This is a genomic window from Streptomyces glomeratus (genome assembly GCF_021462825.1).
Taxonomy (GTDB): domain Bacteria; phylum Actinomycetota; class Actinomycetes; order Streptomycetales; family Streptomycetaceae; genus Streptomyces; species Streptomyces glomeratus.
Genome location: NZ_JAKEEB010000017.1, coordinates 1 through 24,827 on the forward strand (window position 1 = coordinate 1; position 24,827 = coordinate 24,827).

22 protein-coding genes are annotated in these 24,827 nt (G+C 71.8%); 20 read left to right on the forward strand and 2 right to left on the reverse strand.

Annotation, left to right across the window (positions count from 1 at the left end; genetic code table 11):
* Positions 1–176 precede the first annotated feature (176 nt).
* Entirely contained in the window at positions 177–680 is a 504-nt protein-coding gene (gene bldD / locus LZ604_RS20470) for a transcriptional regulator BldD (RefSeq protein ID WP_234516861.1), read from the reverse strand.
* Between the two features lie 266 nt (positions 681–946).
* Here bldD and pyrR point away from each other — a divergent pair, with 266 nt between their 5' ends.
* The 14 genes from pyrR (at position 947) to LZ604_RS20540 (ending at position 17,539) form a co-directional block, all read left to right on the forward strand.
* Positions 947–1,519 (forward strand): bifunctional pyr operon transcriptional regulator/uracil phosphoribosyltransferase PyrR, encoded by a 573-nt coding sequence (pyrR, locus tag LZ604_RS20475; RefSeq protein WP_234516862.1) that lies wholly within the window; start codon positions 947–949, stop codon positions 1,517–1,519.
* Between the two features lie 104 nt (positions 1,520–1,623).
* Positions 1,624–2,619, forward strand: coding sequence for an aspartate carbamoyltransferase catalytic subunit (locus LZ604_RS20480; RefSeq protein WP_234516863.1), 996 nt, complete (start codon positions 1,624–1,626; stop codon positions 2,617–2,619).
* 5 nt (positions 2,620–2,624) lie between these two features.
* Positions 2,625–3,911, forward strand: a complete 1,287-nt coding sequence (locus LZ604_RS20485; RefSeq protein ID WP_234516864.1) for a dihydroorotase — start codon at positions 2,625–2,627, stop codon at positions 3,909–3,911.
* Positions 3,908–4,468 carry a PH-like domain-containing protein gene (locus tag LZ604_RS20490; RefSeq protein WP_234516865.1) on the forward strand — a complete coding sequence of 187 codons (561 nt, stop codon included), beginning with the start codon at positions 3,908–3,910 and terminating at the stop codon, positions 4,466–4,468. The genes LZ604_RS20485 and LZ604_RS20490 overlap by 4 nt, the downstream gene beginning before the upstream one ends.
* Positions 4,465–5,607 (forward strand): glutamine-hydrolyzing carbamoyl-phosphate synthase small subunit, encoded by a 1,143-nt coding sequence (gene carA / locus LZ604_RS20495; RefSeq protein WP_234516866.1) that lies wholly within the window; start codon positions 4,465–4,467, stop codon positions 5,605–5,607. Before LZ604_RS20490 ends, carA begins: the two co-directional genes overlap by 4 nt.
* Positions 5,600–8,908, forward strand: a complete 3,309-nt coding sequence (carB, locus tag LZ604_RS20500; RefSeq protein ID WP_234516867.1) for a carbamoyl-phosphate synthase large subunit — start codon at positions 5,600–5,602, stop codon at positions 8,906–8,908. The genes carA and carB overlap by 8 nt, the downstream gene beginning before the upstream one ends.
* A gap of 57 nt (positions 8,909–8,965) precedes the next feature.
* Positions 8,966–10,072, forward strand: coding sequence for a quinone-dependent dihydroorotate dehydrogenase (locus tag LZ604_RS20505; protein WP_234516868.1), 1,107 nt, complete (start codon positions 8,966–8,968; stop codon positions 10,070–10,072).
* Positions 10,069–10,914 carry an orotidine-5'-phosphate decarboxylase gene (gene pyrF, locus LZ604_RS20510; RefSeq protein WP_234516869.1) on the forward strand — a complete coding sequence of 282 codons (846 nt, stop codon included), beginning with the start codon at positions 10,069–10,071 and terminating at the stop codon, positions 10,912–10,914. Before LZ604_RS20505 ends, pyrF begins: the two co-directional genes overlap by 4 nt.
* A gap of 275 nt (positions 10,915–11,189) precedes the next feature.
* Entirely contained in the window at positions 11,190–11,513 is a 324-nt protein-coding gene (locus LZ604_RS20515; RefSeq protein WP_103844829.1) for an integration host factor, read from the forward strand.
* Positions 11,514–11,550: 37 nt separating this feature from the next.
* A complete protein-coding gene (gene gmk, locus LZ604_RS20520; protein ID WP_234516870.1) occupies positions 11,551–12,108 on the forward strand; it encodes a guanylate kinase in 558 nt (185 codons plus the stop codon).
* Between the two features lie 37 nt (positions 12,109–12,145).
* Positions 12,146–12,418 (forward strand): DNA-directed RNA polymerase subunit omega, encoded by a 273-nt coding sequence (rpoZ, locus tag LZ604_RS20525; RefSeq protein WP_003982715.1) that lies wholly within the window; start codon positions 12,146–12,148, stop codon positions 12,416–12,418.
* 177 nt (positions 12,419–12,595) lie between these two features.
* Positions 12,596–13,798 carry a bifunctional phosphopantothenoylcysteine decarboxylase/phosphopantothenate--cysteine ligase CoaBC gene (coaBC, locus tag LZ604_RS20530; RefSeq protein WP_234516871.1) on the forward strand — a complete coding sequence of 401 codons (1,203 nt, stop codon included), beginning with the start codon at positions 12,596–12,598 and terminating at the stop codon, positions 13,796–13,798.
* Between the two features lie 240 nt (positions 13,799–14,038).
* Complete coding sequence (metK, locus tag LZ604_RS20535; RefSeq protein WP_234516872.1) at positions 14,039–15,247, forward strand: methionine adenosyltransferase; 1,209 nt, start codon at positions 14,039–14,041, stop codon at positions 15,245–15,247.
* 129 nt (positions 15,248–15,376) lie between these two features.
* A complete protein-coding gene (locus LZ604_RS20540) occupies positions 15,377–17,539 on the forward strand; it encodes a primosomal protein N' (RefSeq protein ID WP_234516873.1) in 2,163 nt (720 codons plus the stop codon).
* 194 nt (positions 17,540–17,733) lie between these two features.
* Here LZ604_RS20540 and LZ604_RS20545 read toward each other — a convergent pair whose 3' ends face one another.
* The gene (locus tag LZ604_RS20545; protein ID WP_234516874.1) at positions 17,734–18,267 is read right to left on the reverse strand and encodes a hypothetical protein; all 534 of its coding nucleotides are present in this window, start codon (positions 18,265–18,267) and stop codon (positions 17,734–17,736) included.
* Positions 18,268–18,565: 298 nt separating this feature from the next.
* Between LZ604_RS20545 and fmt the strand changes: the two genes are divergently transcribed.
* From fmt to LZ604_RS20575, 6 genes are all read left to right on the forward strand, one after another.
* Positions 18,566–19,498: a methionyl-tRNA formyltransferase gene (fmt, locus tag LZ604_RS20550; RefSeq protein WP_234516875.1), complete on the forward strand. Its 933-nt coding sequence runs from the start codon at positions 18,566–18,568 to the stop codon at positions 19,496–19,498.
* A 75-nt stretch (positions 19,499–19,573) separates the two neighbouring features.
* Complete coding sequence (locus LZ604_RS20555) at positions 19,574–20,992, forward strand: RsmB/NOP family class I SAM-dependent RNA methyltransferase (RefSeq protein ID WP_234516876.1); 1,419 nt, start codon at positions 19,574–19,576, stop codon at positions 20,990–20,992.
* 183 nt (positions 20,993–21,175) lie between these two features.
* Positions 21,176–23,446, forward strand: a complete 2,271-nt coding sequence (locus LZ604_RS20560; RefSeq protein WP_234516877.1) for a sensor histidine kinase — start codon at positions 21,176–21,178, stop codon at positions 23,444–23,446.
* On the forward strand, positions 23,443–23,847 hold the full coding sequence (locus LZ604_RS20565) for a roadblock/LC7 domain-containing protein (RefSeq protein WP_234516878.1): 405 nt from the start codon (positions 23,443–23,445) through the stop codon (positions 23,845–23,847). Before LZ604_RS20560 ends, LZ604_RS20565 begins: the two co-directional genes overlap by 4 nt.
* Positions 23,848–23,849: 2 nt before the next feature.
* Positions 23,850–24,212: a DUF742 domain-containing protein gene (locus LZ604_RS20570; protein WP_234516879.1), complete on the forward strand. Its 363-nt coding sequence runs from the start codon at positions 23,850–23,852 to the stop codon at positions 24,210–24,212.
* A complete protein-coding gene (locus LZ604_RS20575; protein ID WP_234516880.1) occupies positions 24,199–24,789 on the forward strand; it encodes a GTP-binding protein in 591 nt (196 codons plus the stop codon). The genes LZ604_RS20570 and LZ604_RS20575 overlap by 14 nt, the downstream gene beginning before the upstream one ends.
* The last annotated feature ends 38 nt before the right edge of the window (positions 24,790–24,827 follow it).

The window sequence follows — 24,827 nt, forward strand, 5'->3', positions numbered from 1 at the left end:
GACCGGCGGCTGACGGCCGGTCCGCGGGACCGACGGCGGGCCTCGAAGCGGTGGGGCCGGGCCCAGCCCCGGCCCCCCCCGTTTGGCCCCGGGGGGCCGGGGGGCGCCGGGGGGGCGGGCCCCCCCCCGGGGGGCCCCCCCCCCCGGGGGGCACGTTTCTGCTGGGGCTGGTCGGGTCAGCTCTCCTCGTGGGACGCCACGGCACGGCGCGCGTCCGCGTCCAGAACGCCCCAACTGATCAGCTGCTCGGTCAGCACCGAGGGCGACTGGTCGTAGATCACCGCGAGGGTGCGCAGGTCGTCCTGGCGGATCGACAGCACCTTGCCGTTGTAGTCACCGCGCTGCGACTGGATCGTGGCCGCATACCGCTGGAGCGGGCCCGCCTTCTCGGCCGGCACGCTCGCCAGGCGCTCCAGGTCCAGAACGAGCTTCGGCGGCGGCTCGGCCGCACCGCCGGGAGTGGTGCCGGGCAGCAGCTCCTGCACCGGGACCCCATAGAAATCGGCCAGCTCGGCGAGGCGCTGCACGGTGACGGCGCGGTCGCCGCGCTCGTACGACCCGACCACGACCGCCTTCCAGCGTCCCTGGGACTTCTCTTCCACACCGTGGAGGGAAAGGCCCTGCTGGGTGCGGATGGCCCGGAGCTTGGCCCCGAGCTGTTTGGCGTATTCGCTGGACATATAGCTCCCCGGACACGGTGTCGACATGCGGCTCCGCCGCGCGGCTGGTGACTCACTGTGAGGTTACGCAGCGTGACTCTTCCCCGTCAAGCCGAATGGTCCGGGCCGACCCGTCAGTGGAAGACGACGTGCCGTGACGCCGGACGGGTGACCGGGGACCGCCAGGGGGGTGACGGGCCACCGTCGGCGGGCTGGTATGCTGTTTGGCGCAATTCCGACGTCCTTTAAGGTCCGTCCCGTGAGGCGGAGAAGGAGGTCCGTTTCGTATGGACACGCAGCATTCCGATGCGCGGCCCGTGCTCGAAGGCCCTGACATCGCGCGGGTTCTCACCCGCATCGCCCACGAGATCGTCGAGCGCGCCAAGGGTGCGGACGACGTGGTGCTCCTCGGCATCCCGACCCGGGGCGTCTTCCTCGCCCGCCGGCTCGCCGTCAAGCTCGAGCAGATCACCGGCCGCACGATCCCGGTCGGCTCCCTCGACATCACGATGTACCGCGACGACCTGCGCCTGGGGCCCCCGCGAGCGCTGGCCCGGACGGAGATCCCCGGCGACGGGCTCGACGGCCGACTCGTCGTCCTCGTCGACGACGTGCTCTTCTCCGGCCGCACCATCCGTGCCGCCCTGGACGCCCTGAACGACCTCGGGCGTCCGCGCGCGGTCCAGCTCGCGGTCCTCGTCGACCGTGGTCACCGCGAACTTCCGATCCGTGCCGACTACGTCGGCAAGAACCTCCCCACGTCGCTGCGGGAGACGGTCAAGGTCCAGCTCACCGAGGAGGACGGTCGCGACACCGTGCTGCTCGGTGTGAAGCAGACCGTGGCGGGCGCACAGCAATAGCACTCCGGCGTACACCCCTGCCGTACGTCCCGAGAGCGCGTCTCCGCACGCCCGCGCCTGCCCGAATCCTCCCGAATGATGAACTGCCTTACGGAGCCTGACAGATGCAGCGCCATCTCATCTCGGCCGCCGACCTCACCCGCGACGACGCCGTCCTGATCCTCGACACCGCCGAGGAGATGGCCCGGGTCGCCGACCGGCCGATCAAGAAGCTGCCGACCCTGCGCGGCCGCACCGTCGTCAACCTCTTCTTCGAGGACTCCACCCGTACCCGGATCTCCTTCGAGGCCGCCGAGAAGCGGCTGTCCGCGGACGTGATCAACTTCTCCGCCAAGGGATCCAGCGTGTCCAAGGGGGAGTCCCTCAAGGACACCGCCCAGACCCTGGAGGCCATGGGCGTCGACGCCGTCGTCATCCGGCACGGCGCCTCCGGAGCCCCTTACCGCCTGGCCAACTCCGGCTGGATCGACGCGGCCGTGATCAACGCCGGCGACGGCACCCACCAGCACCCCACCCAGGCCCTGCTCGACGCCTTCACCATGCGCCGCCGCCTGGTGGGCCGGGACGCCGGACTGGGCCACGACCTGGCCGGCAAGCGCATCACGATCGTCGGCGACGTGCTGCACAGCCGGGTCGCCCGCTCCAACGTCGACCTGCTGCACACCCTCGGCGCCGACGTGACCCTCGTGGCCCCGCCCACCCTGCTGCCGGTCGGCGTCGGCTCCTGGCCCTGCGAGATCTCCTACGACCTCGACGGCGTGCTGCCCAAGTCGGACGCGGTGATGATGCTGCGCGTCCAGCGCGAGCGCATGAACGCCGCCTTCTTCCCGACCGAGCGCGAGTACTCGCGGCGCTACGGCCTGGACGCCGACCGGATGGCGAGGATGCCCGAACACGCCATCGTGATGCACCCCGGCCCGATGGTCCGTGGCATGGAAATCACCGCCGAGGTCGCCGATTCAGGGCGCTGCACCGCCGTCGAGCAGGTGGCGAACGGTGTCTCGATCCGGATGGCCGTCCTGTACCTGCTGCTCGGCGGGGCTGTATTCGATTCCCGGAACGCACCCGCCCACCCCCAGACCCGTATCGAGGAGAAGTAAGACACATGAGCAAGATCCTGATCCGTGGTGCGAGGGTGCTCGGTGGCGAGCCGCAGGACGTCCTCGTCGACGGAGAGATCATCGAGGCGGTCGGTACCGGTCTGTCCGCCGAGGGCGCACAGGTCGTCGAGGCCGACGGCAAGGTGCTGCTCCCGGGCCTCGTCGACCTGCACACCCACCTCCGTGAGCCCGGCCGTGAGGACTCGGAGACCGTCCTGACCGGCACCCGGGCGGCCGCCGCCGGCGGCTACACGGCCGTGTTCGCCATGGCCAACACCTTCCCGGTCGCCGACACCGCCGGCGTCGTGGAGCAGGTGTGGCGGCTGGGCAGGGAGCACGGCTACTGCGACGTCCACCCCGTCGGCGCCGTCACCGTCGGCCTGGAGGGCAACAAGCTCGCCGAGCTGGGCGCCATGCACGAGTCGGCGGCCGGCGTCACCGTCTTCTCCGACGACGGCAAGTGCGTCGACGACGCGGTGATCATGCGCCGGGCGCTGGAGTACGTGAAGGCCTTCGGCGGTGTGGTCGCCCAGCACGCGCAGGAGCCGCGGCTGACCGAGGGCGCCCAGATGAACGAGGGCGTCGTCTCCGCGGAGCTGGGGCTCGGCGGCTGGCCCGCGGTCGCCGAGGAATCGATCATCGCCCGGGATGTGCTGCTCGCCGAGCACGTCGGCTCCCGTGTGCACATCTGCCATCTGTCGACCGCCGGGTCCGTCGAGATCGTGCGCTGGGCGAAGTCCCGCGGCATCGACGTCACCGCCGAGGTCACCCCGCATCATCTGCTCCTGACCGACGAGCTGGTGCGCACGTACAACCCGGTCTACAAGGTCAACCCGCCGCTGCGCACCGAGCGGGACGTGCTGGCGCTGCGTGAGGCGCTCGCCGACGGCACGATCGACATCGTCGCCACCGACCATGCCCCGCACCCGCACGAGGACAAGGACTGCGAGTGGGCCGCGGCCGCCATGGGCATGGTCGGCCTGGAGACCGCGCTGTCCGTGGTGCAGGAGACCATGGTCGACACGGGGCTGCTCGACTGGGCGGGCGTCGCCGACCGTATGTCCTTCAAGCCCGCCAGGATCGGCCGGGCCGCGGGCCACGGCCGCCCCGTCTCGGCAGGCGAGCCGGCCAACCTCACGCTCGTGGACACGGCATACCGTGGGCAGGTGGACCCCGCGGGCTTCGCCTCGCGCAGCCGCAACACTCCGTACGAGGGCCGTGAGCTGCCGGGCCGTGTCACCCACACGTGGCTCCGGGGCAAGGCCACGCTCGTCGACGGGAAGCTCGCGTGACACCTGTGATCCTGCTCGCCGCCGGGAAGAAATCGGCGGAAGTGACCGACTGGGCCGCTCGCATCGGCTGGCTCGTGGGGCTCGCCCTGTTCGTCGCGCTCGTCTACTGGCTGATGCGCGAGGGCTGGAAGTGGCGCGCCACCCTCCAGAGCGACCTGCCCGAGCTTCCCACCGCGCCGACGGATGCCGGCCCGGCGAAACTGAACATGAGCGGCCGCTACCACGGCTCCACCACGGCCGGGCAGTGGCTGGACCGCATCGTGGCCCACGGCCTCGGCACGCGCAGCCGGGCCGAGCTCACGCTGACCGACGCCGGCCTCGACGTCGTACGTCCCGGCGCGACCGACTTCTTCGTTCCCGCCGAGCGGCTGCGCGGCGCCCGGCTCGACAAGGGCATCGCGGGCAAGGTCCTCACCGAGGGCGGACTGCTGGTCGTGACCTGGGAGCACGGCGACAAACTGCTCGACTCCGGTTTCCGCTCCGACCGCGCGGCCGAGCACAACGACTGGGTCGACACCCTGAACCACATGATCGACAAGACGGAAGGCGCACGATGACGACCTCCACCAGGGGAACCTCCAAGGTTCCCGCCGTACTCGTCCTGGAGGACGGCCGGATCTTCCGTGGCCGCGCCTACGGGGCCGTGGGGGTGACCTTCGGCGAGGCCGTGTTCTCCACCGGCATGACCGGCTACCAGGAGACCCTCACCGACCCGTCGTACCACCGCCAGGTCGTCGTGATGACCGCCCCCCACGTCGGCAACACCGGTGTCAACGACGAGGACCCCGAATCACAGCGGATCTGGGTCGCGGGCTACGTCGTGCGCGACCCCGCGCGTGTGCCCTCCAACTGGCGCGCCAAGCGCTCGCTGGACGAGGAGCTGCGCCATCAGGGCGTCGTCGGGATCAGCGGGATCGACACCCGGGCGCTGACCCGCCATCTGCGCGAGCGGGGCGCCATGCGCGTCGGCATCTTCTCCGGCCACGCGCTGCCCGACGAGGGCACCATGCTCGCCGAGGTCCGCCAGGCCCCCGAGATGGAGGGCGCGGACCTCTCCGCCGAGGTCGCCACCAAGGAGGCGTACGTCGTCCCCGCGATCGGCGAGAAGCGGTACACCGTCGCCGCGGTCGACCTCGGCATCAAGGGCATGACCCCGCACCGCATGGCCGAGCGCGGCATCGATGTGCACGTGCTGCCCGCGACGGCGACCGCCGAGGACGTCTTCGCCGTGAACCCGGACGGTGTGTTCTTCTCCAACGGCCCCGGCGACCCCGCCACCGCCGACCACGCCGTCTCCGTCATGCAGGCCGTCCTGGAGCGGAAGACGCCCCTGTTCGGGATCTGCTTCGGCAACCAGATCCTCGGCCGTGCGCTCGGCTTCGGCACCTACAAGCTGAAGTACGGCCACCGCGGCATCAACCAGCCGGTGCAGGACCGCACGACCGGCAAGGTCGAGGTCACCGCGCACAACCACGGCTTCGCCGTCGACGCCCCGCTCGACAAGGTCTCCGACACGCCCTACGGCCGCGCCGAGGTCTCCCACGTCTGCCTCAACGACAACGTGGTGGAGGGCCTCCAGCTGCTCGACCGGCCGGCCTTCAGCGTCCAGTACCACCCCGAAGCCGCCGCGGGCCCGCACGACGCCGCCTACCTCTTCGACCGCTTCGTATCCCTGATGGAGGGCCAGCGTGCCTAAGCGCACCGATATCCAGTCCGTCCTGGTCATCGGCTCCGGCCCGATCGTCATCGGCCAGGCCGCCGAGTTCGACTACTCCGGCACCCAGGCGTGCCGGGTCCTGAAGTCCGAGGGGCTGCGGGTCGTTCTCGTGAACTCGAATCCGGCGACGATCATGACCGACCCGGAGATCGCGGACGCCACCTACGTCGAGCCGATCACGCCCGAGTTCGTCGAGCGGATCATCGCCAAGGAGCGCCCCGACGCCCTGCTGCCCACCCTGGGCGGTCAGACGGCGCTGAACACGGCCATCAAGCTGCACGAGAACGGCGTCCTGGAGAAGTACGGCGTCGAACTGATCGGCGCGAACGTCGAGGCGATCCACAAGGGCGAGGACCGCGACCAGTTCAAGGAGGTCGTGGAGGAGGTGCGCAGGAAGACCGGGCACGGCGAGTCCGCCCGGTCGGTGATCTGCCACTCCATGGACGAGGTGCTCGCCGGCGTCGAGCGGCTCGGCGGCTACCCGGTCGTCGTCCGTCCCTCCTTCACCATGGGCGGCGCCGGCTCCGGCTTCGCCCACGACGAGGACGAGCTGCGCCGCATCGCAGGCCAGGGCCTCACTCTCTCGCCGACCACCGAGGTGCTCCTGGAGGAGTCCATCCTCGGCTGGAAGGAGTACGAGCTGGAGCTGATGCGCGACAAGCACGACAACGTCGTGGTCGTCTGCTCCATCGAGAACTTCGACCCCATGGGCGTGCACACCGGTGACTCGATCACCGTCGCCCCGGCGATGACCCTGACCGACCGCGAGTACCAGGTCCTGCGCGACGTCGGCATCGCCGTCATCCGCGAGGTCGGCGTGGACACCGGCGGCTGCAACATCCAGTTCGCGGTGAACCCCGAGGACGGTCGCGTGATCGTCATCGAGATGAACCCGCGCGTCTCGCGCTCGTCCGCCCTCGCCTCCAAGGCGACCGGTTTCCCGATCGCCAAGATCGCCGCCAAGCTCGCCGTCGGCTACACCCTCGACGAGATCCCGAACGACATCACGCAGGAGACCCCGGCCTCCTTCGAGCCGACCCTCGACTACGTCGTGGTCAAGGCGCCCCGGTTCGCCTTCGAGAAGTTCCCCTCCGCCGACTCCACGCTGACCACGACCATGAAGTCGGTCGGCGAGGCGATGGCGATCGGCCGCAACTTCACCGAGGCGTTCCAGAAGGCGCTGCGCTCGCTGGAGAAGAAGGGCAGCCAGTTCACGTTCGTGGGCGAGACCGGCGACAAGGCCGCGCTGCTGGGCGAGGCCGCCCGCCCCACGGACGGCCGGATCAACACGGTCATGCAGGCCATCCGCGCGGGAGCCACCCCCGAGGAGGTCTTCGAGGCCACCCGGATCGACCCCTGGTTCGTCGACCAGCTCTTCCTCATCAAGGAGATCGCGGACGAGCTGGCCGCCGCCGAGCGGCTGGACCCCGAGCTGCTGGCCGAGGCCAAGCGGCACGGATTCTCCGACCAGCAGATCGCCGAGATCCGCGGTCTGCGCGAGGACGTCGTGCGCGAGGTCCGGCACGCGCTGGGCGTACGCCCCGTCTACAAGACGGTGGACACCTGCGCCGCCGAGTTCGCCGCGAGGACGCCGTACTTCTACTCCTCCTACGACGAGGAGAACGAGGTCGCGCCGCGCGAGAAGGCCGCGGTCATCATCCTGGGCTCCGGCCCCAACCGCATCGGCCAGGGCATCGAGTTCGACTACTCCTGCGTCCACGCCTCCTTCGCGCTCAGCGAGGCCGGGTACGAGACCGTGATGGTCAACTGCAACCCCGAGACGGTCTCCACCGACTACGACACCTCCGACCGCCTGTACTTCGAGCCGCTGACGCTGGAGGACGTCCTCGAGATCGTCCACGCCGAGCAGCAGGCCGGCCCGGTCGCGGGCGTCGTGGTCCAGCTCGGCGGCCAGACCCCGCTGGGCCTGGCGCAGGCGCTGAAGGACAACGGCGTGCCGATCGTGGGCACCTCCCCGGAGGCCATCCACGCCGCCGAGGACCGCGGCGCGTTCGGGCGCGTGCTCGCCGAGGCCGGGCTGCCGGCGCCCAAGCACGGCACGGCCACCACGTTCGACGAGGCCAAGGCCATCGCGGACGAGATCGGCTATCCGGTCCTCGTACGGCCCTCGTACGTCCTCGGCGGGCGCGGCATGGAGATCGTCTACGACGAGACCCGCCTCGCCGCCTACATCGCCGAGTCGACCGAGATCAGCCCCACCCGTCCGGTGCTGGTCGACCGGTTCCTCGACGACGCGATCGAGATCGACGTCGACGCCCTGTACGACGGCGAGGAGCTGTACCTGGGGGGTGTGATGGAGCACATCGAGGAGGCCGGCATCCACTCCGGTGACTCGGCCTGCGCGCTGCCCCCGATCACGCTGGGCGGCTTCGACATCAAGCGGCTGCGCGCCTCCACCGAGGCCATCGCGCGGGGTGTGGGGGTGCGCGGACTGATCAACATCCAGTTCGCGATGGCCGGTGACATCCTCTACGTCCTCGAGGCCAACCCGCGGGCCTCCCGCACCGTTCCCTTCACCTCGAAGGCCACCGCGGTGCCGCTGGCCAAGGCCGCCGCCCGGATCTCGCTGGGCGCGACCGTCGCGCAGCTGCGCGAGGAGGGCCTGCTGCCGAAGTACGGCGACGGCGGGGAGCTGCCGCTGGACGCGCCGATCTCCGTCAAGGAGGCCGTGCTGCCGTGGTCGCGGTTCCGCGACATCCACGGCCGCGGCGTGGACACGGTGCTCGGCCCGGAGATGCGCTCCACCGGCGAGGTCATGGGCATCGACTCGGTGTTCGGCACGGCGTACGCCAAGTCGCAGGCGGGCGCCTACGGTCCGCTGCCGACCAAGGGCCGCGCCTTCATCTCGGTGGCCAACCGGGACAAGCGATCGATGATCTTCCCGGCGCGGGAGCTGGTCGCCCACGGCTTCGAGCTGCTCGCCACCTCCGGCACGGCCGAGGTGCTCAAGCGCAACGGCATCAACGTCACCGTCGTGCGCAAGCAGTCCGAGGGCACCGGCCCCGGCGGCGAGAAGACCATCGTCCAGCTCATCCACGACGGCGAGGTCGACCTCATCGTCAACACCCCGTACGGCACCGGTGGCCGTCTCGACGGCTACGAGATCCGCACGGCCGCGGTGGCCCGCTCCGTGCCCTGCCTGACGACGGTCCAGGCGCTCGCCGCCGCCGTCCAGGGCATCGACGCCCTCAACCGTGGTGACGTGGGCGTCCGCTCGCTCCAGGAACACGCGGAACGCCTGACCGCGGCCCGCGACTAGCAGCCCTCGAGGGGGACATCGGAAACGGTGTCCCCCTCTTGGTGAGGACACAGGGACATGTACAAGCTTTTCTTCCGTCTGGTTTTCTCCCGGATGGACCCGGAGCAGGCCCACAACCTGGCCTTCCGCTGGATCCTCCGCGCCGCCCGCATCCCGGTGCTGCGCACCTTCGCCGCCGCCGTCCTCGCGCCCCGCTACAAGGAGCTGCGCACGGAGGCGTTCGGGCTGCGCATGCACGGCCCGTTCGGGCTCGCGGCCGGCTTCGACAAGAACGCCGTGGGCGTCGACGGCATGGCGATGATGGGCTTCGACCACGTCGAGATCGGCACGGTCACCGGGGAGCCGCAGCCGGGCAACCCCAGGAAGCGGCTGTTCCGGCTCGTGGCGGACCGGGCGCTGATCAACCGCATGGGCTTCAACAACGAGGGCTCGCTGGCCGTCGCCGCACGCCTGGCCTCGCGTACGCCCGTCTTCGGGACCGTCGTGGGCGTCAACATCGGCAAGACCAAGGTCGTACCCGAGGCCGAGGCCGTCGCGGACTACGTCAAGTCGACCGAGCGGCTCGCACCGTACGCCGACTACCTCGTCGTCAACGTCTCCTCGCCCAACACCCCGGGCCTGCGCAATCTGCAGGCGACCGAGGCGCTGCGCCCGCTGCTGAGCGCCGTCCGCGAGGCCGCCGACCGCACGGTCGCCAACCGGCGCGTCCCCCTGCTGGTCAAGATCGCCCCGGACCTCGCCGACGAGGACGTCGACGCCGTCGCCGACCTCGCCGTGGAGCTGGGCCTGGACGGCATCATCGCCACGAACACCACCATCGCGCGCGAGGGGCTCGGACTGATCTCCGACCCCGCGCTGGTGAAGGAGACCGGCGGACTGTCCGGCGCGCCGCTGAGAACGCGTTCCCTGGAGGTGCTGCGCCGCCTCTACGCGCGCGTGGGCGACCGCGTCACCCTGGTGGGCGTCGGCGGTATCACGAGCGCCGAGGACGCCTGGCAGCGCATTCTGGCCGGCGCCACGCTCGTGCAGGGCTACAGCGCGTTCATCTACCAGGGGCCCTTCTGGAGCCGCGCCGTCCACAAGGGGCTTGCGGCGCGTCTGCGCACGAGCCCCTACGCCACCCTCGCCGACGCGGTCGGCGCCGATGTGAGGAAGTCCGCATGACAGCTCTGGAACCCTTCGGCGCGCGTCTGCGCCGCGCCATGGACGAGCGTGGCCCGCTGAGCGTCGGCATCGACCCGCACGCCTCGCTGCTGGCCGAGTGGGGCCTGAACGACGACGTGGCGGGCCTGGAGCGGTTCAGCCGCACGGTCGTCGAGGCGGTGGCCGGGCGTGTCGCCGTCCTCAAGCCGCAGAGCGCCTTCTTCGAGCGCTTCGGGGCGCGTGGGCTCGCCGTCCTGGAGAAGGCGGTCGAGGAGGCGCGGGCGGCCGGGGCGCTGGTCGTCATGGACGCCAAGCGGGGCGACATCGGCTCGACCATGGCCGCGTACGCCGAAGCCTTTCTCCACCAGGGCGCCCCGCTGTTCTCCGACGCCCTGACCGTCTCGCCCTACCTCGGCTACGGCTCGCTCAAGCCGGCCGTGGACCTCGCGCGCGAGAGCGGCGCCGGGCTGTTCGTGCTCGCGCTGACCTCGAACCCCGAGGGCGGCGAGGTGCAGCACGCCGTGCGCCCCGGCGACCGGACCGTGGGCGCGACGATGCTCGCCCACCTCGCGGCCGAGAACGCGGGACAGGAGCCCCTCGGCTCCTTCGGGGCCGTGGTGGGGGCCACGCTCGGCGACCTGTCGTCGTACGACCTCGATATGGGCGGCCCGCTCCTCGCGCCCGGCATCGGCGCCCAGGGAGCCACTCCGGCCGACCTTCCCCGGGTCTTCGGCAAGGCCGTGCACAACGTGGTGCCGAACGTCAGCCGGGGCGTGCTGCGGCACGGTCCCGACATCGTCGCGCTCCGTGACGCCGCGGAGCGCTTCGCGGAGGAGATCCGGGCGGCCGTGGCGGCCGGCTAGACCTTCCGCGGCGGTCACGGGAGTCGTCGTGGGCGTGTCCACGGAGCCGCCTGAGTCTGAATACATCCTCAAATCCCGGGCAGTATGTCCCAAAAGTCCGTCTCGACAGAGGCTGACCAGGACTTTTCCGCTGTTCTCGCTGACTCTGGCGGACTTGCCCGCTAGTCTCCGACGAGAGAACGGGCAAGCGTGTTGCTCGTGGCTCCCCAGGTGTGGGGCGACTAGGTTCCTCACCGGTCCGTATCCGACAGTTCGACATCCGAGGTGACGTAGGCGTGGCTCTTCCGCCCCTTACCCCTGAACAGCGCGCAGCCGCGCTCGAAAAGGCCGCCGCGGCTCGCCGGGAGCGGGCCGAGGTCAAGAATCGACTCAAGCACTCCGGCGCCTCCCTGCACGAGGTCATCAAGCAGGGCCAGGAAAACGACGTCATCGGCAAGATGAAGGTCTCGGCCCTCCTTGAGTCACTGCCGGGCGTGGGCAAGGTCCGCGCCAAGCAGATCATGGAGCGGCTCGGCATCTCCGAGAGCCGCCGTGTCCGTGGCCTCGGTTCCAACCAGATCGCCTCCCTGGAGCGCGAGTTCGGCGGCACCGCCAGCTGAGTCCGGTGCACTCCGGGATTGCTGGAATAATCGCTGCATGAGTGAACGTCCGCGGCTGACCGTGCTCTCCGGCCCCTCCGGGGTCGGCAAGAGCACGGTCGTCGCCCATATGCGCAAGGAACACCCCGAGGTCTGGCTCTCGGTGTCGGCGACGACCCGTAAGCCCCGCCCGGGTGAGCGGCACGGTGTCCACTACTTCTTCGTCACCGACGACGAGATGGACAAGCTGATCGCCAACGGCGAGCTGCTGGAGTGGGCCGAGTTCGCGGGCAACCGCTACGGGACGCCGCGGGCCGCCGTGCTGGAGCACCTGGAGGCCGGCGTGCCGGTCCTGCTGGAGATCGACCTCCAGGGCGCCCGGCAGGTCCGCGAGTCCATGCCCGAGGCGCAGCTCGTGTTCCTGGCTCCGCCCTCCTGGGAGGAGCTGGTGCGCAGGCTCACCGGACGCGGGACGGAACCGCCCGAGGTGATCGAGCGCCGCCTGGAGGCGGCCAAGATCGAACTGGCGGCCGAGCCCGAGTTCGACGGGACCCTGGTCAACACCTCGGTCGAGGACGTGGCCCGCGAGCTGCTAGCCTTGATGAACGTTGTGTGATCAGGTCTGATCTTTCCCATCTTTCGGAAGGTAGAGCGTGTCCTCTTCCATCACCGCGCCCGAGGGCATCATCAACCCGCCGATCGACGAGCTCCTCGAGGCCACCGACTCGAAGTACAGCCTCGTGATCTACGCGGCCAAGCGTGCCCGCCAGATCAACGCGTACTACTCGCAGCTCGGTGAGGGCCTCCTCGAGTACGTCGGTCCCCTCGTCGACACCCACGTCCACGAGAAGCCGCTCTCGATCGCCCTGCGTGAGATCAACGCGGGTCTGCTGACCTCCGAGGCCGTCGAGGGCCCGGCGCAGTAAGTCGGACAGTGCGGCATGTCATAGCGGCATACCGCATGCATATCGCCGTACCGCGATAGGTTTTTCCACAGGCCCGGCAGTGCTTCTGCCGGGCCTGTGGTCTGCTCGGGGGGTGCGGGGGCCGTCCCCCCGCGGTGATGCAGCATGGGGATGTAGGTACGAGTCCGGGGAGAGACGGTGGACAAGCCCAAGGTCGTTCTGGGGGTCAGTGGCGGCATCGCCGCGTACAAGGCGTGCGAGCTGCTGCGCAGGCTGACCGAGTCCGGGCATGACGTGCGCGTCGTGCCCACCGCCTCCGCGCTGCACTTCGTCGGCGCCGCGACCTGGTCGGCGCTCTCCGGCAACCCCGTCTCGACGGAGGTCTGGGACGACGTCCACGAGGTGCCCCACGTCCGCATCGGCCAGCACGCCGACCTGGTCGTCGTGGCCCCCGCGACGGCGGACACCCTCGCCAAGGCGGCCCACGGCCTCGCCGACGACCTTCTGACGAACACCCTCCTCACCGCCCGCTGCCCGGTCGTCTTCGCCCCCGCGATGCACACGGAGATGTGGGAGCACCCGGCCACCCAGGAGAACGTGGCCACGCTGCGCCGCCGCGGCGCGATCGTCATCGAACCGGCGGTCGGCCGTCTGACCGGCGTCGACACGGGCAAGGGGCGACTGCCCGACCCGGCCGAGATCTTCGCGGTCTGCCGCCGTGTGCTGACCCGGGGCGCCACCGAGCCGGATCTGCGGGAGCGTCACGTCGTCGTCACGGCCGGCGGCACCCGCGAGCCCCTCGACCCCGTCCGGTTCCTCGGCAATCGCTCCTCCGGCAAGCAGGGCTACGCCCTGGCGAGCACGGCCGCCGCCCGGGGCGCCCGCGTCACCCTGATCGCCGCCAACACGAGCCTGCCCGATCCGGCCGGAGTGGACGTGGTCCCGGTGGGCACGGCCGTGCAGCTGCGCGAGGCGGTCCTGAAGGCGGCCGCCGACGCGGACGCCGTGGTCATGGCGGCCGCAGTGGCGGACTTCCGGCCCGCCGTCTACGCCCCCGGGAAGATCAAAAAGAAGGACGACCAGGACCCCGAGCCGATCGCCCTGATCAGGAATCCGGACATTCTCGCCGAGATCTCGGCCGACCGGGCCCGCCCGGGCCAGGTGGTCGTCGGCTTCGCCGCGGAGACGGACAACGTGCTGGTCAACGGCCGCGCGAAGCTGGAACGCAAGGGCTGCGACCTGCTCGTGGTCAACGAGGTGGGGGAGCGCAAGACCTTCGGTTCGGAGGAGAACGAGGCGGTGGTGCTCGGGGCCGACGGCAGTGAGACCCCGGTGCCGTACGGGCCGAAGGAAGCACTGGCCGAGACGGTGTGGAACCTCGTGGCGCGCCGCCTGTCCTGAATACGTCCCTCGCCTCGAGGCCCGCTCGAACCGCGCCACATTCACGCGTGGCGACCCTGGAAAAGAGCGCGCGGCATTGGGCAGAATGCGCGTGCCGCAGGTCACAGGGCTCCCGAGAGGCGAGACAGGTGGTCCGGCGGTCGAGCGCGACCGATAAACTGTTCTCGGACGACGCCGGGCGCAGCCCCCGTCCCGTCCACCCATGATCAGCCAGCAGCCGCTGCAACCCCAGGGAGCGTTGTGTCCCGTCGCCTGTTCACCTCGGAGTCTGTGACCGAGGGTCACCCCGACAAGATCGCTGACCAGATCAGTGACACCATTCTCGACGCGCTTCTGCGTGAGGACCCGACATCCCGGGTCGCCGTGGAGACGCTGATCACCACCGGGCTGGTGCACGTGGCCGGCGAGGTCACGACCAAGGCGTACGCGGACATCGCGACGCTGGTGCGCAACAAGATCCTCGAGATCGGCTACGACTCGTCGAAGAAGGGCTTCGACGGCGCGTCCTGCGGCGTCTCGGTGTCGATCGGCGCGCAGTCCCCGGACATCGCGCAGGGTGTGGACACGGCGTACGAGTCCCGTGTCGAGGGCGACGACGACGAGCTGGACCGCCAGGGCGCGGGCGACCAGGGCCTGATGTTCGGCTACGCGACGGACGAGACCCCGACGCTGATGCCGCTGCCCGTCTTCCTGGCGCACCGCCTGTCCAAGCGCCTGTCCGACGTCCGCAAGAACGGCACCATCCCGTACCTGCGCCCGGACGGAAAGACCCAGGTCACCATCGAGTACGACGGTGACAAGGCGGTCCGCCTGGACACGGTGGTCATCTCCTCCCAGCACGCGAGCGACATCGACCTCGAGTCGCTGCTCGCCCCCGACATCCGTGAGTTCGTGGTCGAGCCCGAGCTCAAGGCGCTGCTGGACGACGGCATCAAGCTGGAGACCGACGGCTACCGTCTGCTGGTCAACCCCACGGGCCGCTTCGAGATCGGCGGTCCCATGGGTGACGCGGGCCTGACCGGCCGGAAGATCATCATCGACACCTACGGCGGCATGGCCCGGCACGGCGGTGGCGCGTTCTCCGGCAAGGACCCGTCCAAGGTCGACCGCTCGGCGGCGTACGCGATGCGCTGGGTCGCCAAGAACGTCGTCGCGGCGGGCCTGGCCTCCCGCTGCGAGGTGCAGGTCGCGTATGCGATCGGCAAGGCCGAGCCGGTCGGCCTGTTCGTGGAGACGTTCGGCACGGCCAAGGTCGACTCCGCGAAGATCGAGCACGCGATCACCGAGGTCTTCGACCTCCGCCCGGCCGCGATCATCCGGGACCTGGACCTGCTCCGCCCGATCTACGCCCAGACCGCCGCGTACGGCCACTTCGGCCGTGAGCTCCCCGACTTCACCTGGGAGCGCACGGACCGTGTGGAGGCGCTGCGCGCGGCGGCAGGGCTGTAAGCCCTTCTCCCGCTCGTGCGCGAGGCCCGGCTCCCCTGAGGGAGCCGGGCCTCGGCGTGTCGCCCACCGGCCCCCACGTAATGCGAAGCCCGCACGGCGGTGTCAGTGGGGTTTGGTAAGAATGCAAGCGTGAGCAGCGGGAACGGGCAGCAGCGAGCGGCGGGCGGGGACGATGCCGCGCCGCCCGAGCAGCTTGCGCTGATCCGTGAGGCCGTACGCAAGGCCAAGGCGCCCCGGGCCAAGCCGCGCACCTGGCGGGGGGCCGCCCTCGCCAAGGAGCTGCCCGTCGCCCGCGTCCTGGTCGACAAGGGTGTACTGCATCTGGACCGGTACTTCGACTACGCCGTGCCGGAGGAGCTGGACGCCGTGGCCCGGCCCGGCGTCCGGGTCCGGGTGAGATTCGGCGCCGGCGCGCGCACGGTGCGTGAGGGGCGGCGCGAGGGCGGCGGCCTCATCGACGGGTTCCTCGTCGAGCGGGTGCCCGAGTCCGACTACACCGGGCCCCTCGCGGCCCTGGCCCAGGTCGTGTCACCCGAGCCCGTCCTCTCGCCCGAGCTGCTGGAGCTCGCCCGCGCCGTCGCCGACCGGTACGCGGGCAGTCTCGCCGATGTGCTCCAGCTCGCCGTGCCACCGCGGCACGCCCGGGCCGAGGCCACCGAGACGGGTCCGCCACCCGCGCCACCCGCCGCTCCGGACCCCGGGTCCTGGCGGCGGTACGGGCGAGGGCCGGAGTTCCTGCGGTCCCTGGCCTCCGGCGGTGCGCCGCGGGCCGTGTGGACCGCCCTGCCCGGGCCGCAGTGGGCGGAGGAGATCGCCCGGGCCGTGCAGGCCACGCTCGCCTCGGGCCGGGGCGCCTTGGTGGTCGTCCCAGCGGGGCGGCCCGCCGCACGGGTCGACGCCGCGCTGCGCGCGCTGATGGGAGACGGGCGGCACGCGGTTCTGACCGCCGACGCCGGCCAGGAGCGGCGGTACCGGGAGTGGCTTGCGATACGACGCGGAGCCGTGCGGGCGGTCGTCGGCACGCGGGCCGCCATGTTCGCGCCGGTCCGCGACCTCGGGCTCGTCGTCGTCTGGGACGACGGAGACCCCGCTCACAGCGACGACAACGCGCCCTTCCCGCATGTCCGCGAGGTCCTGGAGCTCCGGGCGTCGCGCGACAAGTGCGCCTTCCTGGTGGGGGGCTGGAGCTGCACCGTCGAGGCCGCGCAGCTCGTCGAGAGCGGCTGGGCGGCACCGCTCGTCGCCGACCGCGAGCAGGTACGGGCCGCCGCGCCGCTCGTGCGGACCGTGGGGGACGGGGACCTCGCGCGGGACGAGGCGGCCAGGGCGGCCCGGCTGCCGACGCTCGCCTGGGCGGTCGTACGCGAGGGACTGCGGCACGGCCCGGTGCTGGTGCAGGTGCCCCGGCGGGGATACGTCCCCCGGCTGGCCTGCGCCCACTGCCGTGCGCCCGCCCGCTGCCGGCACTGCGCCGGGCCGCTGACGGCCCAGGACGCCGGGGAGCTGCGCTGCGGCTGGTGCGGGCGGGAGGAGAGCGCCTGGCACTGCCCGGAGTGCGGCGGCTTCCGGCTGCGCGCCCAGGTCGTGGGTGCCCGGCGGACCGCCGAGGAGCTGGGGCGCGCGTTCCCGGCGGTACCGGTGCGGACGTCGGGGCGTGAGCAGGTGCTGGACACGGTTCCGGACACCCCCGCCCTGATCGTCAGTACCCCGGGTGCCGAGCCCGTCGCCGAGGGCGGGTACGCGGCCGCGCTGCTGCTCGACGGATGGGCGATGCTCGGGCGGCCGGATCTGCGGGCGGGCGAGGAGGCGCTGCGGCGGTGGATCGGCGCGGGCGCGCTGGTCCGGCCGCAGTCGGCGGGCGGGACCGTGGTGGTCGTCGCCGAGCCGACGCTGCGGCCCGTGCAGGCGCTGGTCCGGTGGGACCCCGTGGGGCACGCGGTGCGGGAACTGGCCGAGCGAGCCGAGCTGGGCTTTCCGCCGGTGTCCCGGATGGCGGAGGTGTCGGGGCCGGCGGAGGCCGTCGCGGGCTTCCTCGCCGGGGCCGGACTCCCGCCGGACGCCGAGGTGCTGGGACCCGTGCCCGTGCCGGTCACCGAGGCCGGGCGGCCACGGCGTACCGGGGGGCCGCCGCCGGGGGAGCGGTGGGAGAGGGCGCTCATCCGGGTGCCCCCCGGGAGCGGAGCGGCGCTGGCCGCCGCGCTGAAGACCGCGCTGGCGGCCCGGACGGCTCGTGCGGGGAGCGGCGGCAGCGAGGCGGTCCGGATCCGGATCGACCCACCGGACATCGGCTGACGGGCGCTCGGTTCGGGAGCCCGGTATGCGGGACGCGGGCGACGGTGTCGGGATCCGGGGTGCGAACTCCCGCCCGACCGGCGGTGTGACAGGCGCGGTGACGTGTCCGCCGGACGGCCTCTCGCCCGCCGCGTGGGGGCGCCGCGGCCGCACGGCTGCCTCCCGGTGCGGCCGGGAGGCAGGCGGAGGGCGGGTCAGCCGTTGCGGGGGCCCGGGAAGGCAGTAGGCCGCACTTCGTCGCGGAGCGTGGGGCTGCCCGCCGTCGGCTGTGTCGGCATCGAGCGGGCCGCCGGCACGGTGGCGATGCCGGTGCCCACGTTGAGCGCGCGGCCGCCGGTCGGCTCGGGCGCGCGTTCGGCCTCTGTCGCCGCCTGGGCGGCGGCCCGGCGGGCGCCGTAACGGCGGTGCACCGCCTGCTTGGTGACTCCGAGTGCGGAGCCCACGGCGTCCCACGAGAAGCCGAGTGAGCGGTCGAAGTCCACGGCCGCCGTCACCAGGGTCTCGACACTGTCCCGTAGCTCCTGGGCGAGGCGGACGGTCGGGGCGGGAGCACGTCCGTATACGACGAAGCCCGTGGAGGGGCCGGAGCGGCGCGGGCGGTAGACATTGCCCAACTGGGCGGTGAGGGTGCGCAGCGCGTCCACCTGTCGGCGGACCCGCTCGATGTCCCGCACCAGCAGGTGCAGGCTGGCCCGAGCCTGGGCGTCGTGGGTTGCGTGGTCGGCCATGAACAAGCCTCTCGAACCGGCGTTGAAAGGAATCGGGCCGCGATCGCGGCCCGTTGTGGTCAACTCTTTCTTGACCAACGCGCATGCGGGGCTCTGGTCACGGTGCGGGGGCGTAAGGAGACGTATGTACGCCCCCCGGGGCGGTGTGCGCTGTGCGAAGCATTCGCCCCGGATCAGGGCGCCCTTCCTGCTTTCGGTGCCATGGCCCCCCATAGACTGGTGCGCTACCCGCGTGCCTCGGCCCGCCGCAGGCGCCCGGGCCTGTCCCGACTCCCGCCCGAGAGGCCGTCACCCACCCATGAGGCTTGTCTTCGCAGGTACCCCCGAGGTCGCCGTTCCCGCGCTGGACGCCCTGCTCGCGTCCGGGCGGCACGAGGTGGCGGCCGTCGTCACGCGGCCCGATGCACCGGCGGGTCGAGGGCGCAGGCTCGTCGCCAGCCCCGTCGCCGAACGGGCGGAGGAGGCGGGGATCGAGGTCCTCAAGCCGAACAGGCCCCGCGACGAGGACTTCCTCACGCGGCTCGGGGAGATCGCGCCCGACTGCTGCCCCGTCGTCGCCTACGGTGCGCTGCTGCCCCGGGTGGCTCTCGACATCCCCGCCCACGGCTGGGTCAACCTGCACTTCTCGCTGCTGCCCGCCTGGCGCGGCGCCGCCCCCGTGCAGCACTCCGTCATGGCGGGCGACGAGATCACCGGGGCCTCCACCTTCCTCATCGAGGAAGGACTGGACTCGGGGCCGGTCTACGGCACCGTCACCGAGCGGGTCCGCCCCACCGACACCAGCGGTGACCTGCTCACCCGACTCGCCTTCGCCGGTGCCGGACTGCTCGCCGCCACCATGGACGGCATCGAGGACGGCACCCTCAAGGCCGTGCCCCAGCCCACCGAGGGCGTCACGCTCGCACCCAAGATCACCGTCGAGGACGCCCAGGTCGACTGGGCCGCGCCCGCGCTCCGTGTCGACCGCGTGGTGCGGGCCTGCACGCCCGCCCCCGGCGCCTGGACCACCTTCCGCGGCGAGCGGCTCAAGCTGATCCAGGTCGCACTCGTGCCCGAACGCACGGATCTCGCCCCGGGACAGCTGTCGGTCGGCAAGAACAACGTGTACGTCGGCACCGGTTCCCACGCCGTCGAGCTGGTGTGGGTGCAGGCCCAGGGCAAGAAGCCGATGCAGGCCGCGGACTGGGCACGCGGGGTGCGGATCGGCGCCTCGGAGACCCTCGGCGACTGACCTCCCCGCCTGACCGCCACCCCCCGGACGTACGCTGGGAAGCGCACGCCGTCCCATACCCGGAGCACCTTTTTCGTGAGCGAGCAGTCCCGTCGTCCCCGCAAGCCCGGCAAGCCCTACCGCCGGCCCAAGAAGGACCCCGTCCGCATTCTCGCCTTCGACGCGCTGCGGGCCGTCGACGAGCGGGACGCCTACGCGAACCTCGTCCTGCCGCCGCTGCTGCGCAAGGCACGCGAGAAGGGCGACCTGGACGGGCGGGACGCGGCGCTCGCCACCGAGCTGGTGTACGGGACGCTGCGCCGGCAGGGCACGTACGACGCCATCCTGGCGGACTGTGTCGACCGGCCGCTGCGCGAGGTCGACCCGCCGGTGCTCGACGTGCTGAGTCTCGGCGTCCACCAGCTGCTGGGGACGCGGATCCCCAGCCACGCCGCCGTGTCCGCCACCGTCGAGCTCGCCCGCGTGGTGCTCGGCGACGGGCGGGCCAAGTTCGTCAACGCCGTCCTGCGCAAGGTCGCCCAGAACGACCTCGACGGCTGGCTGGAACGGGTCGCCCCGCCCTACGACGAGGATCCCGAGGACCACCTCGCCGTGGTGCACTCGCACCCGCGCTGGGTCGTCTCCGCCCTGTGGGACTCCCTCGGCGGCGGGCGCGCCGGCATCGAGGACCTGCTGGAGGCCGACAACGAGCGGCCCGAGGTGACGCTCGTGGCCCGGCCCGGCCGCGCCACCACCGGGGAGCTGCTGGGCGAGGAGGCCGCCGTGCCCGGCCGCTGGTCGCCGTACGCCGTCCGGCTCAGCGAGGGCGGCGACCCCGGGGCCGTGGAGGCCGTGCGGGACGGCCGTGCGGGCGTCCAGGACGAGGGCAGCCAGCTCGTCGCGCTCGCCCTCGCGAACGCACCCCTGGACGGGCCGGACGAGCGGTGGCTGGACGGATGCGCCGGGCCCGGCGGCAAGGCCGCGCTGCTCGCCGCCCTCGCCGCCGAGCGCGGCGCCGCGCTGCTCGCCTCCGAGAAGCAGCCGCACCGGGCCGGTCTGGTGGCCAGGGCGCTGGCCGGGAACCCGGGGCCGTACCAGGTCATCGCCGCCGATGGCACCCGGCCGCCGTGGCGCCCCGGCTCCTTCGACCGGGTCCTGATGGACGTGCCCTGCACGGGCCTCGGTGCGCTGCGCCGCCGGCCCGAGGCCCGCTGGCGGCGCCGGCCCGAGGACCTCGACGGGTTCGCGCCGCTCCAGCGTGCCCTGCTGCGGACGGCCCTCGAGTCGGTACGGGTCGGGGGTGTCGTGGGCTACGCCACCTGCTCGCCCCACCTCGCCGAGACCCGAGCCGTGGTCGACGATGTCCGCAAGCAGTACCGCGACACCGAACTCATCGACGCGCGACCGCTGTTGCCCGGCGTACCCGCACTCGGCGACGGCCCCGACGTGCAGCTGTGGCCGCATCTGCACGGCACCGACGCGATGTATCTGGCGCTGGTCCGCCGCACCGCCTGACCGGCACCGTTCGCGGTTACTCGCCCACTGGGGACGGTTGAAAGTTCGAACCCTCGCTCATACGTAGGGAAACCGCGATTTCCGCTGTGCGGTGCCGCATTCCCCGTGTGACCTTTCGGTGTGCAATCCGTTAGATCCCCGGGCACAGCCGGCACTCACCGGCGTGCGGTACGCCTTCGTACGTTGCTGGTCTGGCTGGCGGTGGTGCCCACCGTGGCCATGGGTGTCCAAGTGCTCATCGGTTCGAGCCGGCTGCTGCGGGAGTCGCAGCATCTGCGCGAGGACGTGGTGGCCGGCCGTCAGACCGGCACGCCCCTGTATCAGCTCGTGATCAAGATGCAGGCCGAGCGCGCGATCACCGCCGCGTCCTGGTCGGGCTCACCTGTGTCCGGAACCGAGCTGCGCAGCCGCCGGGCCGACACCGACCGGGCCGTGGCCGCGTTCCTGAGATCCTCGGATCCCGGCCGGGTCCACGCGGACCGGGCCCGGCACCACCTCCAGGAGGTCGAGCGGCGTCTGGCCGGCCTGGGCGCCCGGCGCGAGCGCGCCGACGCGCGGAACGGCAGTCCGGGCGACACCGTGGACTACTACACCGGCGTGATCCACGAGGCGATTCGCAGCTACGAGGACTTCAGCCATGTCGACGACGGCGGACTCACGCAGGAGAGAGCGTCACTGGTCTCCCTGTTCTCGGCCTCGGAGGTGGTGGCCCGCGAGGACTCGATCCTCGCGCTGTCAGGCCCCTCCAGGAGGCTGACCGCCGCTCAGTTCACCGAGTTCATCGAAGCCGTCGGCGCGAGTGACTACCTGTACGACACGATTGCCCCCGAACTGACCGCCGGCGACCAGAGGGCCCTCGAGCGGATCCTCGCCTCGGACGCCTGGAAGACCAAGCTCCGCGTCGAGCGGGCGGTCATCTCCGAGCACCGGGACGCTCCCTCCGAGGTCCTGCTGCCCTACGGCATCCGCGAGTGGCGGACGGCGGACGACGCCCTTGCCGCCCGGTTGAACACCTTCAACGAGAGCGGGCTGCGGGAGCTGCTCGCCCACGCCGACGAGCGGGCGGCGCAGCTGGACAGGCAGGTGGCCGTGCTGGTGGCGGCGGGCGCCACCGCCCTCCTGCTGGTCGTCGTCGTGGTGGTCCTCACCACACGCTCGGTTCTGCGCCGTCTGAAGAGCCTCCACGACCGGACGGTGACGGTCGCCGAGGAGACCCTGCCGGACATCGTGGCCCGCCTGCAGCGCGGACAGACCGTCGGCGCCGAAGCGCTGCCGCAGCCGCAGGGGGAGCAGGACGAGGTCGGCAGGATCGGCGACGCCTTCGCCCGCGTCGTCACCGTGTCCGTGGAGGGCCACCAGAAGCTCGCCGACGAGCGACGGGGCTTCGGCATGTTCGCCTCCGGTATCGCCTCCCGCACCGGGAACCTGGTCAGCCGGCAGCTCGCCCTCACCGAGCACCTGCAGGACACCTTCGGCCAGGACGAGGCACTCCTCGCCGACCTGATGAGGGCCGATCAGCTCACGGTGGGCATGCGCCGTCAGATCGAGAACCTGCTCATCCTGGCGGGCGGCGAGATCCCCGACCCGCACACCGAGCCCATGCGCGTCGCCGACCTGCTGCGGGAGGCGGCCGCGGAGGTCGAGGACTTCCGGCGCATCGACCGTCACGCCCTGGACGAGATCAGTGTGGAGCCCGGCGTGATCAGCCGGCTCAGCCACCTCCTGGCAGAGCTGCTGGACAACGCCACCCGCTTCTCCCCGCCGACGTCGAGAGTCGACATCCGGTCCCAACTCGTGGCCGGCGGCCTCTGTATCGAGGTGGAGGACCGCGGCCCTCGGGTGACCGAGGAGAGATACGAGGAGATGAACGGCCGGCTGCACTCGGCCCCGCCGTACTCCGTGCTGGCCGAGAACGCCCATCGGCTCGGCCTCTTCGTGGCCGGCCACCTCGCCGAGCAGCTCGGGGCGAAGGTCACGCTGCGCCGGTCCGTCTTCGGCGGGACGTCCGCCGTGGTGATCGTCCCGGGTGAGCACCTGGTGGACACCCACGAGCGCGGCCCGCTCCCCGATCCGGCGCCGAAGCCCGCGTCCGTACGGCGGCCCGCCGAGGAGCGCCGGCCCGGGGACGTCCCACGGCAGGGGGCCGCCGACGGCGAGGACGGCCTCGCTCCGACCGGGTCCGGGCTCCCGCGCCGCCGGCGGAAGGAGCCGGTGGGGCCGGCACGGTCCGCGGTTGTGGGCGCGGCTGCCCGCGGCTCCCGGGTCGTCTCCGGCCGGCCGGCGCTCCCCGAGCGCGTCCCGCAGACGCATATCGCCGAGCAACTGCGTGAGCCACGCGCGGCCGCATCGGCCGGCCAGGACGCCGCCACGCCCGAGGAAGTCGCCGACGCCTGGGCGGACTACGAAGACAGCACCCGACAAGCGGAACTCGAGCTCCGACAGGACCAGCCATGACGACGGCACAGAGCGATGTCATCTACAGCATCCTGGACAACAACCTGAGCAGGATCGCGGGGGTCCATGGAGCCGTGCTCCTCTCCAACGACGGGATCAGGCTCAGCGCCTACCTGCTGGAGCGGGACCAGGCCGAGCGGGTGGCCGCGGCGGCCTCCGGTGTCGCGTCCAGCATGAAGGCCATCTCGAGGGAGATCGCCGGTGGCGCGGTGATCCGTCAGCTGGTGGAGATGGACGACCGGTACCTGTGCATCGTCGGGTGCGGGTCGGGCAGCACCCTGATCGTGGTGGCCTCCCGCAAGGCACGGCTCGGGGAACTGGGCGGCGAGACGGTCCGCGCCTCGCAGGCGCTCGGCGAGTGGCTGGACACCCCCGAACGCTCACAGGCGCCCACGGCGTGACGATGTCCGACCCCCAGCCCGGACGGCGCCGCCGGACGCGCCTGTACGCCCTCACCGACGGGCGTACGGCCGCGTCCCGGCACGGCCTGACGATGGACACGATGATCACGGCGGCTGCCGACGCCGACGCCCGGGGAAGCCTGCCCACGGAGTGGCAGGAGATCCTCGCCATGTGCCCGTCGCCGGACGGACGGGCGGTCGCCGAGATCGCCGCCCGGATGCAGATGCTTCTGACCCCCATGACGGTCCTGCTCGGCGAGCTGCTGGACCGTGGTCTGATCCGTCACAGGCCGCCGCTGGACGCCTCCGAGACCTCCCAAGTCCACCTGCTCATGAAAATCAGGGACAGCCTTGCGCGACTATGACAGCGCCGCACCGGGAGCGTCCCCCGTCAAGGTCCTGATAGCGGGGGGCTTCGGCGTGGGCAAGACGACCCTGGTCTCGGCGATCTCCGAAATCGATCCGCTGCGCACCGAGGAGCGGCTGACGGCCGCGGGCGTCGGGGTCGACGACCTCGACGGCATCGAGAACAAGGCGGCGACCACAGTCGCGATGGACTTCGGCCGTCTCACCCTCCACCATGCCGGAATCGTCCTCTATCTCTTCGGGACACCCGGGCAGGAACGCTTCTGGTTCCTGTGGGACGACCTGCTGCACGGGGCGCTCGGGGCGATCGTCCTGGTCGACACCCGGCGCCTGGACCGCAGTTTCCCCGCCATCGACTTCTTCGAGAACCGCGGACTGCCCTTCGTCGTCGCCGCGAACTGCTTCCACGGCGAGCAGCCGTACACCGTCGAGGAGATCAACGCGGCCCTGCACCTTCGGGATCCGAACACCCCCGTCCTCCTGCTCGACGCCCGCTCGCGGGACGACGTACGCGGCGCCTTGCTCTCGCTGCTGGAGGTGCTCATCGCCAGGGCGCGGCCGACCTCGCCGGTCTGACGGGCGGGGGCCGGGGGAGCGGCTCGAAGCGGACCGGG